Genomic DNA, 15865 nt, shown 5'->3' on the forward strand with positions numbered 1-15865 from the left:
GCGCCGCCCGCCGGGGCGGCCGGACCGGGCGCGCCGCCCGCCGCCGCCGGGGCACCCGCGTTCACCCGCGTGCCGCGGGCCGGCGTCGGCTGGCCCTTGGCGTAGGTGGTCGGCTGCGAGAACCCGCTGCCGCCGCCGGCCGGCGCCGGCGCGGCCGGCGGGGCCGCCGGCGGTGGCGGCGTGCCGTAGCCACCGGCCGCACCCGGCTGACCGCCCGAACCGACCGGGGGCATCAGCGAGGTGGACGCAGCCGGGTGCTCGGCCGGAGTCTGCGGAACACCGCCGTACGGCATGCCGCCCTGTGCTGCGCCCGGACGGCCGCCTGCGGCGCCTCCCGCAGCACCCGTGGCTCCACTCACCCTGGTCCTCCCGCACTCACCGCCGGGCCGGCGGTTCCCGGCCCGGTTCGTCACTCGTCATCCAGCGCCCGGCGGGATTGCCCGGTACTGGTCGGCGTCCGCACCGCCGCGCGCTGGGCGCGGCGGTGCGAACGCCGTGGCAGGGGGTCAGGCCTGGGCTTCCTCGCCGGTGGCCGTCTCCGTGCCCTCCACAGCCTCGGTGGCGTCCGTCTCGGCCGTACCGGCCTCGTCCTCCGCCGCCTCCTCGTCCTCCGCCTCCGCGTTGCGGGCCATGCCCACCACCGCGTCGCGCTTTCCGAGGTTGATCAGTTGGACGCCCATCGTGTCACGTCCGGTTTCACGTACTCCCGAAACCCTTGTGCGGATTACACCACCCGAGAGGGTGATCGCCATGATCTCGTCCGTGGAGTCGACCACCAGCGCGCCCACCAGGGAGCCGCGGCCCTCGACGATCTTGGCAGCCTTGGTGCCGTAGCCGCCGCGCCCCTGGACACGGTACTCGTCCACGCCCGTCCGCTTGGCATAGCCACCGTCCGTCGCGGTGAACACGTAGGTGCCCTCCCGGACGACGTTCATCGACAGCAGCTCGTCGTCCTCGCGGAAGGACATGCCCTTCACGCCGGAGGTGGCCCGGCTCATCGGGCGCAGCGCCTCGTCGGTGGCGGTGAAGCGGATGGACTGGGCCTTGCGCGACACCAGCAGCAGGTCGTCGTCGGCGGAGACCAGCTCCGCCCCGATCAGCTCGTCGTCCCGGCCGCTCTCGTCCGTCCGCAGGTTGATCGCGATCAGACCGCCGGAGCGCGGGGAGTCGTAGTCCTTCAGGGGGGTCTTCTTGACCAGGCCCGCCCGGGTGGCCAGCACCAGGTACGGCTTGTCCTCGTAGGTGCGCACCGCCATCACCTGGGTGATGTGCTCGTCCGGCTGGAAGGCCAGCAGGTTGGCGACGTGCTGGCCGCGGGCGTCGCGCCCGGCGTCCGGCAGCTCGTAGCCCTTGGCGCGGTAGACCCGGCCCTTGTTGGTGAAGAAGAGGATCCAGTTGTGCGTGGTGGTGACGAAGAAGTGGTCGACGAGGTCGTCCTGCTTCAGCTGCGCGCCGCGCACGCCCTTGCCGCCGCGCTTCTGCGAGCGGTAGAGGTCGCTGCGGGTGCGCTTGACGTAGCCGCCACGGGTGATCGTGACGACGATGTCCTCCTCGGCGATCAGGTCCTCGACGGACATGTCGCCGTCGAAGGGGATCAGTGTGGAGCGCCGCTCGTCGCCGTACTTCTCGACGATCGCGGTCAGCTCCTCGGAGATGATCTCGCGCTGGCGCGGCGGCGAGGCGAGGATCGCGTTGTACTCGTCGATCTTGCGCTGGAGCTCGTCGTGCTCCTCCATGATCCGGCGGCGCTCCAGGGCGGCCAGCCGGCGCAGCTGCATCTCCAGGATCGCGTTGGCCTGGAGCTCGTCGATCGACAGCAGGCCCATCAGGCCGGTGCGGGCGGCGTCGGCGCTGTCCGAGGCCCGGATCAGCGCGATGACCTCGTCGATCAGGTCGAGCGCCTTGAGCAGCGCGCGCAGGATGTGCGCCCGCTCCTCGGCCTTGCGCAGCCGGAAGGTGGTGCGCCGGACGATGACCTCGACCTGGTGGCTCACCCAGTGCCGGATGAAGGCGTCGAGCGAGAGCGTGCGCGGCACGCCGTCGACCAGGGCCAGCATGTTGGCGCCGAAGTTGGTCTGCAGGTCGGTGTGCTTGTACAGGTTGTTCAGCACGACCTTGGCGACGGCGTCGCGCTTGAGCACGACCACCAGGCGCTGGCCGGTGCGCGAGGACGACTCGTCGCGGACGTCGGCGATGCCGGCGACCTTGCCGTCCTTCACCAGGTCGGCGATCTTCAGCGCGAGGTTGTCCGGGTTGACCTGGTACGGCAGCTCGGTGATCACCAGGCACTGGCGGCCCTGGATCTCCTCGACCTCCACCACCGCGCGCATGGTGATCGAGCCGCGGCCGGTGCGGTACGCGTCCTCGATGCCGCGGCGGCCGACGATCAGCGCACCGGTCGGGAAGTCCGGGGCCTTGATCCGCTCGATCAGGGCCTCCAGCAGCTCCTCGTTGGAGGCCTCCGGGTGCTCCAGCGCCCAGAGCGCGCCGGAGGCGACCTCGCGCAGGTTGTGCGGCGGGATGTTGGTGGCCATGCCGACCGCGATGCCGGTGGCGCCGTTGATCAGCAGGTTGGGGATGCGGGCCGGCAGGACGGTGGGCTCCTGCGAGCGGCCGTCGTAGTTGGCGGCGAAGTCGACGGTCTCCTCGTCGATGTCGCGCATCATCTCCATGGCCAGCGGCATCATCTTGCACTCGGTGTAGCGCATGGCCGCCGCCGGGTCGTTGCCCGGGGAGCCGAAGTTGCCGTTGCCGTCCACCAGCGGCATCCGCAGCGACCACGGCTGGGCCAGCCGGACCACCGTGTCGTAGATCGAGGTGTCGCCGTGCGGGTGGTAGTTGCCCATGACGTCGCCGACGACGCGGGCGCACTTGTAGTAGCCCTTCTCGGGGCGGTACCCGCCGTCGTACATCGCGTAGAGGACGCGGCGGTGCACCGGCTTGAGGCCGTCGCGGACCTCGGGCAGCGCCCGGCTGACGATCACGCTCATCGCGTAGTCGAGGTAGGAGCGCTGCATCTCGGTCTCGAGCTCGATCGGCTCGACCCGGGACACGAAGACGTCGGTGGCGGTGGTGCTGTCCGGCTGCTCGCCGTCGGGACGGTTGTCGTCGACCACTGGTGGTCAGTTTCCTTTCACGCGTGACTGGTACGTGGGGGCGGGCGCGGGGCCCGTCACACGTCCAGGAAGCGGACGTCCTTGGCGTTGCGCTGGATGAAGGAGCGGCGGGCCTCGACGTCCTCGCCCATCAGGACGGAGAACAGGTCGTCGGCGCGGGCCGCGTCCTCCAGGGTGATCCGCTGCAGCAGCCGGTGCGCCTGGTCCATGGTCGTGATCCGCAGCTCCTCGGCGTTCATCTCGCCGAGACCCTTGAAGCGCTGGATCGCGTCGTCCTTGGGCAGCCGGCGGCCGGCCGCGGTGCCGGCGGCGATCACCGAGTCCTTCTCGCGGTCCGAGTAGACGTAGTCGAAGTCGTCCCGACCCCACTTGATCTTGTACAGCGGGGGCATCGCCAGGTAGACGTAGCCGGCCTCGACCAGCGGCCGCATGAAGCGGAACAGCAGGGTCAGCAGCAGGGTGCGGATGTGCTGCCCGTCGACGTCGGCGTCCGCCATCAGGACGATCTTGTGATAGCGGAGCTTGGACTCGTCGTAGTCCTCCTGGATGCCGCAGCCGAAGGCCGAGATCAGCGCCTGGACCTCGGTGTTCTGCAGCACCTTGTCAATCCGGGCCTTCTCGACGTTAAGGATCTTGCCGCGGATCGGGAGGATCGCCTGGGTGCGCGGGTCGCGGCCCTGCTTGGCGGAGCCGCCGGCGGAGTCACCCTCGACGATGAAGATCTCGCACTCGGCCGGGTCCTTGGACTGGCAGTCGCTCAGCTTGCCCGGCAGCGAGGCGCTCTCCAGCAGCCCCTTGCGACGGGTCAGGTCGCGCGCCTTGCGCGCGGCCACGCGGGCGGTGGCGGCCTGGATCGACTTGCGGATGATGTCGCCGGCCTCGACCGGGTGACGGTCCAGCCAGTCGTTCAGCTGCTCGTGCACCACCTTCTGGACGAAGGTCTTCGCCTCGGTGTTGCCCAGCTTGTCCTTGGTCTGGCCCTCGAACTGCGGCTCGCCGAGCTTGACCGAGATGATCGCGGTCAGACCCTCGCGGATGTCCTCGCCGGAGAGGTTGTCGTCCTTCTCCCGGAGCAGCTTCTTGTCCCGCGCGTAGCGGTTGACCAGGCCGGTCAGCGCCGCACGGAAGCCCTCCTCGTGCGTGCCGCCGCCGTGCGTGTGGATGGTGTTCGCGAAGCTGTAGACGCCCTCGGTGTACGAGGTGTTCCACTGCATCGCGACCTCCACCGAGATCGCCTTGTCCTTGTCCTCCGACTCGAAGTCGATCACGGAGGGGTGGATCACCTCGCCCTTGCGGGAGTTGAGGTGCGTCACGAAGTCGGCGATGCCGCCGTCGTACTTGTACGTGACGGAGAGCGGCTTGCCCTCCTCGTCCAGGTGCTCCGCGCGCTCGTCCGTCAGCGAGATGGCCAGGCCCTTGTTCAGGAAGGCCATCTCCTGGAAGCGCCGCGACAGCGTCTCGAAGGAGTAGACGGTGGTCTCGAAGATGTCCGGGTCGGCCCAGAAGGTGACGCTGGTGCCGGTCCGGTCGGTCGGCTCGTGCTTGGCCAGCGGGGCGGTCGGCTCGCCCAGCTTGTACTCCTGCGTCCAGCGGTGGCCGTCGGTGTGGATCTCCACCGCGAGGCGGGTGGAGAGCGCGTTGACGACCGAGACGCCCACGCCGTGCAGACCGCCGGAGACCGCGTAGCCGCCGCCGCCGAACTTGCCGCCCGCGTGCAGGACCGTCAGCACGACCTCGACGGCCGGCTTCCCCTGGCTCGCGACCATGCCCACCGGGATGCCGCGGCCGTTGTCGACCACCCGCACCGCGCCGTCGGCCAGGATCGTGACGTCGATGGTGTCCGCGTGCCCGGCCATGGCCTCGTCGACGGAGTTGTCCACGACCTCCTGGACCAGGTGGTGCAGGCCGCGCTCGCCGGTCGAGCCGATGTACATGCCGGGGCGCTTGCGGACGGCGTCGAGACCCTCCAACACCTGGATGGCGTCGGCGTCGTAGGCCTTTCCGGTCGTCGGGTCGATGGATTCTTGGTTCTGGCTGGGGTTGCCGGAATCGGCCACGAAGCGCCCTCTCTGGCACAGCACGGGCCGCATCCCCTCCCACTGGACGGGAGGGCGTGCGACCACGGCGGTTCGACTCGGTTGCTACAAGCAACAGTGTTTGGCTTTCAGTCTACCGGTACGACTGACAGAGATGGGCGTTTGGCAGCCCCTGAGGGCAGATATGCCGCCCGAAATCCCCTCTGGACATGTCCCGATACTCGCCCCGGGGGCCCAGAGCGCTCAAAAGGGCCGTCAGCGGTTCCGGAGGGCGCCGATCCGCGAGCCGATCCGGCCGCCCCCGGCGGGAGCGGCCGAGGCCGCCTCACCCCCAGGTGTCGCCGGGGCCCTTGCTGCCGGGTGCGCGCAGCCGTCCGTAGCCCCTGACCGGCGCCGCCGGCCCCAGGACCTTGATCACCTTCACCGTGCCGTGGCCCAGCTCGTGGTTCAGCCTGGCCACCAGCTGGCGCGCCAGCAGGCGCAGCTGGGTCGCCCACGCGGTCGAGTCGCACTGCACGGTCAGGACGGCAGTCGCCTCCTCGTAGTGCTTGGGCTCGCAGTGCGCCGAGATGTTCGGCCCGACGATCTGCGGCCAGCGCCCCATCACCCCGCCCACCGCCGCCGGCGCCTCCCAGCCCCGCTCGGTGATCAGCCGGTTCAGCGCCGCCCCCAGCGGCACCGGGTCGCGGCCGTCGGCCCGGGCCCCGCTGCGCAGGCCGTGCCGCTTGGCCTCGCGCTTCTCCCGGACCTGCTCGCCGCGCTTGCGGGCCTGCTCCTTCGCGGCCCGCAGCGCCACGCGCGCCAGGTCCACGCCCGAGGGCTCGGGGGACAGCTGCGCCGGATCACTCACGACGATCTCCTTCCCCAGGCTGTGGACAGGCCGTCCAGCTTACGAGGTACGGGGGACATCCGGGCCATGACGCGGAACACAGGCCGCCGCCCGTTCGGGACCCGGTCAGGGGTCGGGCCCGGTCAGGGGTCGAGGCGCCGCACCGCACCGTCGGCCACCGCGTACCGCGCGCCGGCCAGCGCCTTGGGCACGTCGTCGGCGACCGCCGCCGTCACCAGCACCTGTTCACCGCCCGCGACCAGTTCCGCCAGCCGGTCCCGCCGCCGGGCGTCCAGCTCCGCGAAGACGTCGTCCAGGATCAGCACCGGCTCACCGCCGTCCGCCCGCAGCAGCTCGTACGAGGCCAGGCGCAGCGCCAGCGCGAACGACCAGGACTCGCCGTGGCTCGCGTACCCCTTGGCCGGCAGCGGGCCCAGCCGCAGCAGCAGCTCGTCGCGGTGCGGCCCGACCAGGGTCAGGCCGCGCTCGATCTCCTGCTTGCGGGCCGCCACCATCGCCGCCAGCAGCTGTTCCTCGGCCTGCTCGCGGCTGGCCGGCAGCTCGCCCTCGAAGGAGCTGCGGTACTCCAGCACGGTCTCCCCGCCACCGGGGGCCAGCTGGTCGTACGCCTGCCGTACCAGCGGCTGCAGCGCGGCCACCAGCTGCAGCCGGAAGGCGGTCAACTCGGCGCCGGCGCGGGCCAGGTGACCGTCCCAGACCTCCAGGGTGGAGAGGTCGGCGGCCTTGCCGCCGCCGGCCCGCCGGGCCATCGCCGCGGTCTTCAGCAGGGCGTTGCGCTGCTTCAGCACCCGTTCGTAGTCCTGGCGGACGCCGGCCAGCCGGGGGGCGCGGGCGGTCAGCAGCTCGTCCAGGAAGCGCCGCCGCTCCCCCGGGTCGCCCTTGACCAGCGAGAGGTCCTCCGGGGCGAACAGCACGGTGCGCAGCAGGCCGAGCACGTCCCGCGGGCGGACGTTGTCCGAGCGGTTGATCCGGGCCCGGTTGGCCTTGCCCGGGGTGATCTCCAGTTCGACCAGGGTGCTGCGGGTGCCCGCGGTGATCGAGGTCCGGACCACGGCCCGCTCGGCGCCGAGCCGGATCAGCGGGGCGTCGGTGGCCACCCGGTGGCTGCCGAGGGTGGCCACGTAGCCGATGGCCTCGACCAGGTTGGTCTTGCCCTGGCCGTTGGGGCCGACGAACGCCGTCACCCCGGGGTCGAGGGGGACCTCCGCGCGGGGGTAGGAGCGGAAGTCGGCGAGCGACAGGTGCGCTACGTGCATGGCTGTGGACTGCGCTCGCCTTCTGGTCCCGCTGGTGGTCCCGCTGACAAAGGGGCCGGGTGCGGACCGCGCGGCGGGCGCCGCGCGGTCCACACCCTGTGGACTACTTGTTCTCGACCGCGTGGCCGCCGAACTGGTTGCGCAGCGCGGCGATCATCTTCATCTGCGGGGAGTCGTCCTGGCGGGACGCGAAGCGGGCGAACAGCGAGGCCGTGATGGCCGGCAGCGGCACCGCGTGGTCGATGGCGGCCTCGACCGTCCAGCGGCCCTCGCCCGAGTCGGCGGCCCAGCCCTTGAGCTTGGCCAGGTGCTCGTCGTCGTCCAGCGCGCGGACGGCCAGGTCGAGCAGCCAGGAGCGGATGACCGTGCCCTCCTGCCAGCTGCGGAAGACCTCGCGCACGTCGGTGACCTCGGGGGCCGCCTCCAGCAGCTCCCAGCCCTCGGCGAAGGCCTGCATCATGGCGTACTCGATGCCGTTGTGGACCATCTTGGCGAAGTGGCCGGCGCCCACCGCGCCCGCGTGCACCGCGCCGAACTCGCCCTCGGGCTTGAGGGCGTCGAAGACCGGCTGGGCCTTGGCCACGTGCTCGGCGTCGCCGCCGTACATCAGGGCGTAGCCGTTCTCCAGGCCCCAGACGCCGCCGGAGACGCCGCAGTCGACGAAGCCGATGCCCTTGGCGGACAGCGCCTCGGCGTGCTTGACGTCGTCGGTCCAGCGGGAGTTGCCGCCGTCGACGACCACGTCACCGGGGGAGAGCAGCTCGGCGAGCTCGTCGACGGTGGCCTGGGTGGCGGCGCCGGCCGGGACCATCACCCACACCACGCGCGGGCCCTGGAGCTTGTTGACGAGCTCCTGCAGGCTGTCGACGTCGGAGACGTCCGGGTTGCGGTCGTAGCCGATGACGGTGTGGCCGGCGCGGCGGATCCGCTCGCGCATGTTGCCGCCCATCTTGCCGAGACCGATGAGGCCGAGCTCCATGACCAAGTCCTTACCTGTGGTGACGTGCCTGACGGCGGCGCCGTTGCCGCATTGCCTGAGCCTACGCCGGAAGGGGTCGCACCCTCGGCGGGCGAGCCGCCGACACAACGGGCGCGGCCTCCGCCGGTCGTCCTGACCGGCGGAGGCCGTCCACAGGTCGTGCACAGCCTGTGGGTACAGCTGAGGGTTTAGCCCCGGCCGGAGCCGGGAGCCGGATCAGCCGGAGAGGCGGACCGGCATGATCAGGTACTGGTAGGCCTCGTCCGCCTCGGCGTCGACCGCGGGCTTGCCGCTGAGCAGCGCCGGCTTCGTCGAGGTGGTGAAGCTGAGCTGGGCGTACGCGGAGTCGATGGCCTTGAGGCCCTCCTCCAGGTAGCCGGGGTTGAAGGCGATCGAGATGTCGTCGCCCTCCAGGTCGGCGTCGATCCGCTCGGTGGCCTGGGCGTCGTCGCCGGAGCCGGCCTCCAGCGTGAGCACGCCCTGCTCGAAGTTGAGCCGGACGGGCGTGTTGCGCTCGGCGACCAGGGAGACGCGCTTGAGCGCCTCCAGGAAGGGCTGGGTCTGGATCGCGGCGACCGCGTTGAACTCGGTCGGGAAGAGGCTGCGGAACTTCGGGAACTCGCCCTCCAGCAGGCGGGTGGTCGTCCGGCGACCGGCGCCCTCGAAGCCGATCAGGCCCTCGCCCGCGCCGCCCGAGGCCAGCGCGATGGAGACGGTGTCGCCGCTGCCCAGGGACTTGGCGATGTCCTGCAGGGTCTTGGCCGGGACCAGCGCGACCGCGGAGATGTCCGCCTGCTCCGGCTTCCACATCAGCTCGCGGACCGCGAAGCGGTAGCGGTCGGTGGCCGCCAGGGTGATCCGGTCGCCCTCGATCTCGACCCGCACACCGGTGAGCACCGGGAGGGTGTCGTCACGGCCGGCGGCCACCGCGGCCTGGCTGACCGCCGAGGCGAACACGTCGCCCGGGACGGTGCCGGTGGCGGTGGGCATCTGCGGCAGCGCCGGGTACTCGTCCACCGGCAGGGTCGGCAGGGTGAAGCGCGAACTGCCGCAGACCACGCTGACCCGCTGGCCGTCGGTGGAGATCTCCACAGGCCTGTTGGGGAGGTTGCGCGAGATGTCGTTGAGCAGCCGGCCGGAGACCAGGACGGTGCCGGCCTCCTCGACGTCCGCCTCCAGCTCGACCCGGGCCGAGACCTCGTAGTCGAACCCGGACAGCGCCAGGCTGCCCTCCTGCGCCGTCAGCAGCAGGCCGGCCAGCACCGGCACCGGCGGCCGCGCCGGGAGGCTGCGAGCAGCCCAGGCCACCGCCTCCGCGAGGACGTCACGCTCCACCCGGAACTTCACCGGTAACCGCCTCCTGGATCGAGCTCTCGCTCGCAGTCTCTGATCGTCTTGGTCTGTCTTGATCGTCCGGTGGCACCTGCCCGCCGAGCTCTGCCACTCCGCGTCCGGTTGCCGAAGGACAGTCTGACGTACTCCACCGACAGACGGGGCAGACGGGCGGAAGCAACCCGAACAGGTGTCGGAGCTCGACTGTCCACAGATTTCGGCCCACCCCCTGTTAACCGAGTCTCAGGGGTCTATAGGTGTAGTGGTAGTAGTAGGGCCTGTGGATACCGTGGATAACCTTGTTTTCGCAGGTCAGGCCACGTTTTTTGTCCACAGAGCCTGTGGACGCCGCCGGTGGATAACCAGGGCCCGCTGTGGACAGCGGAGCGTTACCCACAGGGCACGCTGAGTATCCACAGGTTATCCCCAGGTCTGTCCCCAGATCATGGCCGGGTTATCCACGGGCCCCGGTCAACATTACGTGACGCCTTTCACACCTGGGCATGAACGCCGGGTCAATGTTGTCGAACTGTGGATGCGGCTGTGGAGAACCTGGGGATAACCGGCCTCCGCCTGGGGACAAGCGGTGGACAACCCGGACGGCCCAGTGACGGGCCGGCAGATTTCCACAGGCTGTGGATAACGGTTGTGCACAAGTCCACAGGCACCTGACCTGCGCTGAAGAGAGTAGCGTCGCCACCCCTGTGGAGGAATTCTGGATAACTTCCGGCTCCCCAGCCTGTGGACGGGGAGAAAGCACCCGTCCCTGTGGACAACGGCCCTGGGGGTCCGACCCGTTCGAATACCTGGTCAGATGTTCGGCAGGGCCCCCGGCCTGTCGTTCCGTCCGTTGCGGTGATCCTGCCCCGGTTCCGCGGGGCCTACACACCCCGGATCCGATGGAAGAGCCCCGCGCGACACCGTGGCCGGGAGTGCCCGGACCGCCGGCCGAAGGCGTCCGGGCGGGCCGGCGGGGCGCTGCGACGGCGAACGGCACGACGGCCGGGACTGCGGGCCGTGGGACGCGGCGTGTGCCGCCCCCGGACATGCCGAAGGGGCGCCGGGACACCCTGCCCCGACACCCCTGGAGATGCCCCAACCGCCCTCGCGCGGCTAGCTCTTGATGCGGTTCGTCAGCTCGGTGACCTGGTTGTAGATGGAGCGCCGCTCGGCCATCAGCGAGCGGATCTTGCGGTCCGCGTGCATCACCGTGGTGTGGTCGCGCCCGCCGAACTGGGCGCCGATCTTCGGCAGCGAGAGGTCGGTCAGCTCGCGACAGAGGTACATCGCGATCTGACGCGCCGTCACCAGGACGCGGCTGCGCGAGGATCCGCAGAGGTCGTCGACGCCCAGGCCGAAGTACGCGGCGGTCTGCTGCATGATGACCTGCGCGGTGATCTCCGGACCGGCGTCCTCGTCGCCGCCGGGGATCAGGTCCTTGAGGACGATCCCCGCCAACTCCAGGTCCACCGGCGCCCGGTTGAGGTTGGCGAAGGCGGTGACCCGGATCAGCGCGCCCTCCAACTCCCGGATGTTGCGGGTGATCCGCGAGGCGATGAACTCCAACACGTCCGCAGGGGCGTTCAGTTGCTCCTGGATCGCCTTCTTGCGCAGGATCGCGATCCGGGTCTCCAGCTCGGGCGGGGTGACGTCGGTGATCAGCCCCCACTCGAAGCGGTTGCGGAGCCGGTCCTCCAGCGTGATCAGCTGCTTGGGCGGCCGGTCGGAGGAGAGCACGATCTGCTTGTTGGCGTTGTGCAGGGTGTTGAAGGTGTGGAAGAACTCCTCCTGGGTGGACTCCTTGCTCGCCAGGAACTGGACGTCGTCCACCAGCAGGATGTCCATGTCCCGGTAACGCTTGCGGAACGCGTCCGCCTTGCCGTCCCGGATCGAGTTGATGAACTCGTTGGTGAACTCCTCGGAGCTCACGTACCGCACCCGGGTACCGGGGAAGAGGCTGCGCGAGTAGTGCCCGATGGCGTGCAGCAGGTGGGTCTTGCCGAGCCCGGACTCGCCGTAGATGAACAGCGGGTTGTAGGCCTTGGCCGGAGCCTCGGCGACCGCCACCGCCGCCGCGTGGGCGAAGCGGTTGCTCGCGCCGATGACGAAGGTGTCGAAGAGGTACTTGGGATTCAGCCGGGCGGCCGGCTCGTCCTTGCGGGAGCCGCCGGCCGGGGGAGCACCGGGCGGTGCGGGCACACCGGGGCTCGGTGTGCGGTCCGGCAGTCCCGGGCGGGCGGACCGCTCCGCGGCCTCCGCCGGCGGGCGCGGGGCGACCGAGGGCCGGGACCTGACGTCGGGCGGCAGCGCGCCGCCGGGGGCGTCCTGGGGCGGCCGGGCGCCGGCGCGGCGGACCGGCCGACCCTCGCCCGGCGCGGGGCTGTACGCCCCGCCGAAGAGGTCCCCCTGGCCGTCGCCCTGGGCACCCGGGTGCTCCTGCGGCGTGCGGTAGCCCTGGCGCGGCGGCTGGTCCTGGTCCTGGTAGCCCCCCTGGGGGTCCCAGGACGGCTCGGGCGCGTCCGTCGGCGGCCACGGCTGCTGCGGCTGCGGAGGGCCGTAGGGGGCCGGGCGCTGCTCGTAGCCGGCCGTGTCGTAGCGGCCGCGCTCGTAGCCCTGGTCGTAGGAGCGGTCGTACGGACGCCCGTACTCCTCGCCGGCCGGCGGGTAGGGCTCGGGCCGGGGGGAGCGGTAGTCCGCGTCCTCGCGGTACGGCGGCTGGGCGGGCTGCTGGTCGGCCCACTCGCCCGGCCGCCCCTGGGCGTCGGCCGGGCTCTGCTGCGGCTGGCCGTGGGGCTGCGGCTGCGGTTCGGCGGGCGCCTGCGGGGCGGGGGCCGCGGCCGGCGGCACCGCGTTGGCGTCCACCATCACGGCGATCCGCACCGGGCGGCCGAACTCACGGGTCAGCGCGTCGCTCAGCTGCGGCAGCAGCCGGCCCTCCAGCACCTGCTTGGCGAACTCGTTGGGCGCCGCGAGCAGGGCGGTGTCGTGCATCATCCACATCGGCTGGGTCCGGCGCACCCACTGCTTGTCCTTGTCACCGACGTCCGGGTCGTTGACCAGCCGCTCGACGACCCTCGCCCAGACCGGGACGAGATCGCTGTTGACTTCAGCCACTGGTGCACGCTTTCTCGGTTCCCCGCGGCTCCAGCAGGGGTTGATGGATCTAGAGACTGTGGATCGGAGAAGGATCGAAGAACAAACCAGACAAGTCCTGCAACGGTAGTCAGCGGGCAGACCTGATTCAAGTCGTTGTCCACAGGCTGTGGGCGACGGGGGCCCTTGGGGCACGGGCGTGTCATCACCCGGTTTGACCCTCGGACCCGCTGCCGCGTACCGTAACCAGGTCGAGTTGTCGATGGCCGCTGCCGCATGTCCGCGGGTCCACCCGCTTCACATAAGGCGCGCAGCACGGGCGCCGTGGATTTGTCCAGAACCCCAGCAGACCTGGGAGGACGGACCGGATTTCCTATTCCAAGGGGAGATCACGCGGACGCACGGTGACGGCCAAGCGACCCCCCGTCATCCTACGATTCACCTCAGGAGCCCCCGAGTGAGCAAGCGCACCTTCCAGCCGAACAACCGTCGTCGCGCGAAGACCCACGGCTTCCGGCTGCGGATGCGTACCCGCGCCGGCCGCGCCATCCTGGCGACCCGCCGCGCCAAGGGCCGTACCAACATCTCCGCCTGATCCGCGCCAGAGTCTGTTGTGCTGCCCTCCGAGAACCGGCTGCGGCGGCGCCAGGACTTCGCGACCGCAGTGAAACGCGGTCGCCGGGCCGGCCGGCCCCTCCTGGTCGTCCATCTCAGCAGAGACGGTGACCCCGGGGGGCAGGCCGACCGGACCAGCGACTTCCGCCCGCACGTCGCCGAGGGGACTCCTTCGGCGCGTGCGGGTTTCGTCGTGAGCAAGGCCGTGGGTTCCGCGGTCGTGCGCAACCTGGTGAAGCGTCGCCTGCGTCACCTGGTCCGTGATCGTCTGTCCAGGCTGCCCGCCGGTAGCCTGATAGTGGTGCGCGCGCTGCCCCAGGCGGGGTCCGCCTCGTACCACGATCTTGAGCACGACCTGGACGCGGCCCTCAAGCGGCTGCTCCGGGCGGAGCCGACCGCCACCGTGCCGACGGGAGCAGGGCGATGAAGTACCTGCTGATGGGTCTGATCCGGGTCTACCAGTGGACCATCAGCCCGCTGCTCGGTCCGGTCTGCCGCTACTACCCCTCGTGCTCCCACTACGGCTTCGAAGCCGTCCGGGTGCACGGGGCGATCAAGGGCGGCGGCCTCACCGTCTGGCGAATCCTTCGCTGCAATCCGTGGACGCCCGGCGGGGTGGACCACGTGCCGGCACGCAAGCACCCGGTGTGGCACCGCCGGCTGCGTGACCTGTTGACGTCCCGTGGCAGGGCCGACGCCGGACCACCGGTGAACGCGCCCTCCGCCGGTCCGGAGCCCGAGGGCCCGGCGACCATTGGCCCGGCGGCCGACCCCAATGTCCAAGGAGCCTGACCGGTGACCTTCTCCTTCCTCAACCCGCTGTACACAATGGTGTCCTGGATCATCGTCCAGTTCCATTCGCTGTACAGCCACGTCTTCGACCCGGACGGTGGCTGGGCCTGGGGTCTCGCCATCGCCTCGATGGTGATCGTCATCCGGATCTGCCTGATCCCGCTCTTCGTGAAGCAGATCAAGGCCACCCGGGCCATGCAGGCGATCCAGCCGAAGATGAAGGCCATCCAGGAGCGCTACAAGAACGACAAGCAGCGCCAGTCCGAAGAGATGATGAAGCTGTATAAGGAGGCGGGCACCAACCCGTTCTCCAGCTGCCTTCCCATCCTCGTGCAGGCGCCGTTCTTCACCGCGCTCTACGGCGTGCTGGCCTCGGTGGCCAAGAACAAGCCGATCGGCGTCATCAACGGCGCCCTGCTGGTCAGCGCCGGCAAGGCGCACATCTTCGGCGCCCCGCTTTCCGCCACCTTCCTGAGCAGCAACGAGGTCAGCGTCAAGATCGTCACCGCGGTGATGATCATCCTGATGTCGGCCTCGCAGTTCATCACCCAGCGCCAGCTGATGACCAAGAACATGGACCTCACGGTCAAGACGCCGTTCATGCAGCAGCAGAAGATGCTGATGTACGTCTTCCCGATCATGTTCGCCGTGATGGGCATCAACTTCCCCGTCGGTGTCCTCGTCTACTGGCTGACCACCAACGTGTGGTCGATGGGCCAGCAGCTGATCGTCATCCGCAACAACCCGACGCCGGGCAGCAAGGCCTGGGACGAGCGCCAGGACCGGCTCAAGAAGGCCGGCCGGCTGAACCCGGACGGCACCGTCATCAAGGGCAGGTTCTTCGGTCTGCTGCCGGCGCCCGCCAACAAGCAGGCCTCCGCCGAGGCGGTCGTCGAGGAGTCGGTGCAGGTCCGTCGCCAGCAGCCGCGCAAGCTGACCAAGGCCCAGCGCCAGCACGGGACCGCGGGCCAGCCGCAGTCGGCCTCGCTGACCAAGGAGGACGCGCCGCCGGCCGCCGCCGAGCCCGAGGACGCCGTGCCCGCGGAGTCCGGGACGGCCGTCAAGAGCCCCGCCAAGCAGGCCGCCGCCAAGCCGGGCGCGCGCCAGCAGCCGAAGCGCGGCGGGCAGCAGGGCGGACAGCGGCCGAAGAAGAAGTCCTGACCGGACCTCTCGCCGAACTTCTCTCCCGGCCCGCCAAACCGGGCCCCACTTCCGAAGGAGTCCATCAGTGACGGAAGGCACCACCACCTCCGCTGTCGAAGCCGAGGCCGAGGGCAGCGCCGACGACAGCCTCATCGCGCGCCTGGAGCAGGAGGGCGAGATCGCGGCCGACTACCTGGAGGGTCTGCTCGACATCGCCGACCTCGACGGTGACATCGACATGGACGTCGAGGGTGACCGTGCCCTGGTGTCCATCGTCGGTGAGGGCAACGACCGCGCGCTGCAGCGCCTGGTCGGCCAGGACGGCGAGGTGCTGGAGGCACTGCAGGAGCTGACCCGGTTGGCCGTCCACCGGGAGACCGGCGAGCGCAGCCGTCTCATGCTGGACATCGCCGGTTTCCGGGCCCGGAAGCGGTCCGAGCTGGCGGCCCTGGGCGCCCAGGCGGCCGAGCAGGTCAAGAGCACGGGCGAGCTGGTCAAGCTGCGGCCGATGACGCCGTTCGAGCGCAAGGTCGTGCATGACGCGGTCGCCGCGGCCGGACTGCGCAGCGAGTCCGAGGGCGAGGAGCCGCAGCGGTTCGTGGTCGTGCTGCCGGGCTGAAGCCGGTGACATCGCTGGCCGCCGGCCACGATGA

General features: G+C 70.6%; 12 protein-coding genes and 1 pseudogene. 5 read left to right on the top strand and 8 right to left on the bottom strand.

Annotated elements, in window-relative coordinates; all coding sequences use genetic code 11:
• The 8 genes and pseudogenes from ACFTWP_RS22155 to dnaA form a co-directional block, all read right to left on the bottom strand.
• Positions 1-293, bottom strand: a pseudogene (locus tag ACFTWP_RS22155) (hypothetical protein); the annotation flags it as partial.
• Positions 294-506: 213 nt separating this feature from the next.
• Positions 507-3053, bottom strand: coding sequence for a DNA gyrase subunit A (gene gyrA, locus ACFTWP_RS22160; RefSeq protein ID WP_380266472.1), 2547 nt, complete (start codon positions 3051-3053; stop codon positions 507-509).
• A 119-nt stretch (positions 3054-3172) separates the two neighbouring features.
• Positions 3173-5197, bottom strand: coding sequence for a DNA topoisomerase (ATP-hydrolyzing) subunit B (gene gyrB, locus ACFTWP_RS22165; RefSeq protein WP_380266378.1), 2025 nt, complete (start codon positions 5195-5197; stop codon positions 3173-3175).
• A 280-nt stretch (positions 5198-5477) separates the two neighbouring features.
• Positions 5478-6008: a DUF721 domain-containing protein gene (locus ACFTWP_RS22170; protein ID WP_380266473.1), complete on the bottom strand. Its 531-nt coding sequence runs from the start codon at positions 6006-6008 to the stop codon at positions 5478-5480.
• Positions 6009-6124: 116 nt separating this feature from the next.
• Entirely contained in the window at positions 6125-7258 is a 1134-nt protein-coding gene (gene recF / locus ACFTWP_RS22175; protein WP_380266379.1) for a DNA replication/repair protein RecF, read from the bottom strand.
• Between the two features lie 103 nt (positions 7259-7361).
• Positions 7362-8237, bottom strand: coding sequence for a phosphogluconate dehydrogenase (NAD(+)-dependent, decarboxylating) (gene gnd, locus ACFTWP_RS22180; RefSeq protein ID WP_380266380.1), 876 nt, complete (start codon positions 8235-8237; stop codon positions 7362-7364).
• 216 nt (positions 8238-8453) lie between these two features.
• Positions 8454-9584: a DNA polymerase III subunit beta gene (gene dnaN, locus ACFTWP_RS22185; protein ID WP_073929216.1), complete on the bottom strand. Its 1131-nt coding sequence runs from the start codon at positions 9582-9584 to the stop codon at positions 8454-8456.
• 1098 nt (positions 9585-10682) lie between these two features.
• Positions 10683-12683: a chromosomal replication initiator protein DnaA gene (dnaA, locus tag ACFTWP_RS22190; RefSeq protein ID WP_380266381.1), complete on the bottom strand. Its 2001-nt coding sequence runs from the start codon at positions 12681-12683 to the stop codon at positions 10683-10685.
• Between the two features lie 436 nt (positions 12684-13119).
• On the opposite strand from dnaA, the gene rpmH reads away from it, so the two are divergent.
• The 5 genes from rpmH (at position 13120) to ACFTWP_RS22215 (ending at position 15831) form a co-directional block, all read left to right on the top strand.
• Complete coding sequence (gene rpmH / locus ACFTWP_RS22195; RefSeq protein WP_035799375.1) at positions 13120-13257, top strand: 50S ribosomal protein L34; 138 nt, start codon at positions 13120-13122, stop codon at positions 13255-13257.
• Between the two features lie 18 nt (positions 13258-13275).
• Positions 13276-13704 carry a ribonuclease P protein component gene (gene rnpA / locus ACFTWP_RS22200; protein ID WP_380266382.1) on the top strand — a complete coding sequence of 143 codons (429 nt, stop codon included), beginning with the start codon at positions 13276-13278 and terminating at the stop codon, positions 13702-13704.
• Positions 13701-14069 carry a membrane protein insertion efficiency factor YidD gene (yidD, locus tag ACFTWP_RS22205; RefSeq protein WP_380266383.1) on the top strand — a complete coding sequence of 123 codons (369 nt, stop codon included), beginning with the start codon at positions 13701-13703 and terminating at the stop codon, positions 14067-14069. The genes rnpA and yidD overlap by 4 nt, the downstream gene beginning before the upstream one ends.
• A 36-nt stretch (positions 14070-14105) precedes the next feature.
• Positions 14106-15230, top strand: coding sequence for a membrane protein insertase YidC (gene yidC / locus ACFTWP_RS22210; RefSeq protein ID WP_380266474.1), 1125 nt, complete (start codon positions 14106-14108; stop codon positions 15228-15230).
• Positions 15231-15297: 67 nt separating this feature from the next.
• Complete coding sequence (locus ACFTWP_RS22215) at positions 15298-15831, top strand: protein jag (RefSeq protein WP_380266384.1); 534 nt, start codon at positions 15298-15300, stop codon at positions 15829-15831.
• Positions 15832-15865: the final 34 nt, after the last annotated feature.

Source organism: Kitasatospora sp. NPDC057015 (assembly GCF_042673745.1).
GTDB lineage: Bacteria > Actinomycetota > Actinomycetes > Streptomycetales > Streptomycetaceae > Kitasatospora.

Bases quoted from the DNA above. Each gene is read 5' to 3' on its own strand.
- recF (WP_380266379.1), bottom strand. From the start codon at position 7,258: ATGCACGTAGCGCACCTGTCGCTCGCCGACTTCCGCTCCTACCCCCGC.
- gnd (WP_380266380.1), bottom strand. From the start codon at position 8,237: ATGGAGCTCGGCCTCATCGGTCTCGGCAAGATGGGCGGCAACATGCGC.
- yidD (WP_380266383.1), top strand. From the start codon at position 13,701: ATGAAGTACCTGCTGATGGGTCTGATCCGGGTCTACCAGTGGACCATC.
- yidC (WP_380266474.1), top strand. From the start codon at position 14,106: ATGGTGTCCTGGATCATCGTCCAGTTCCATTCGCTGTACAGCCACGTC.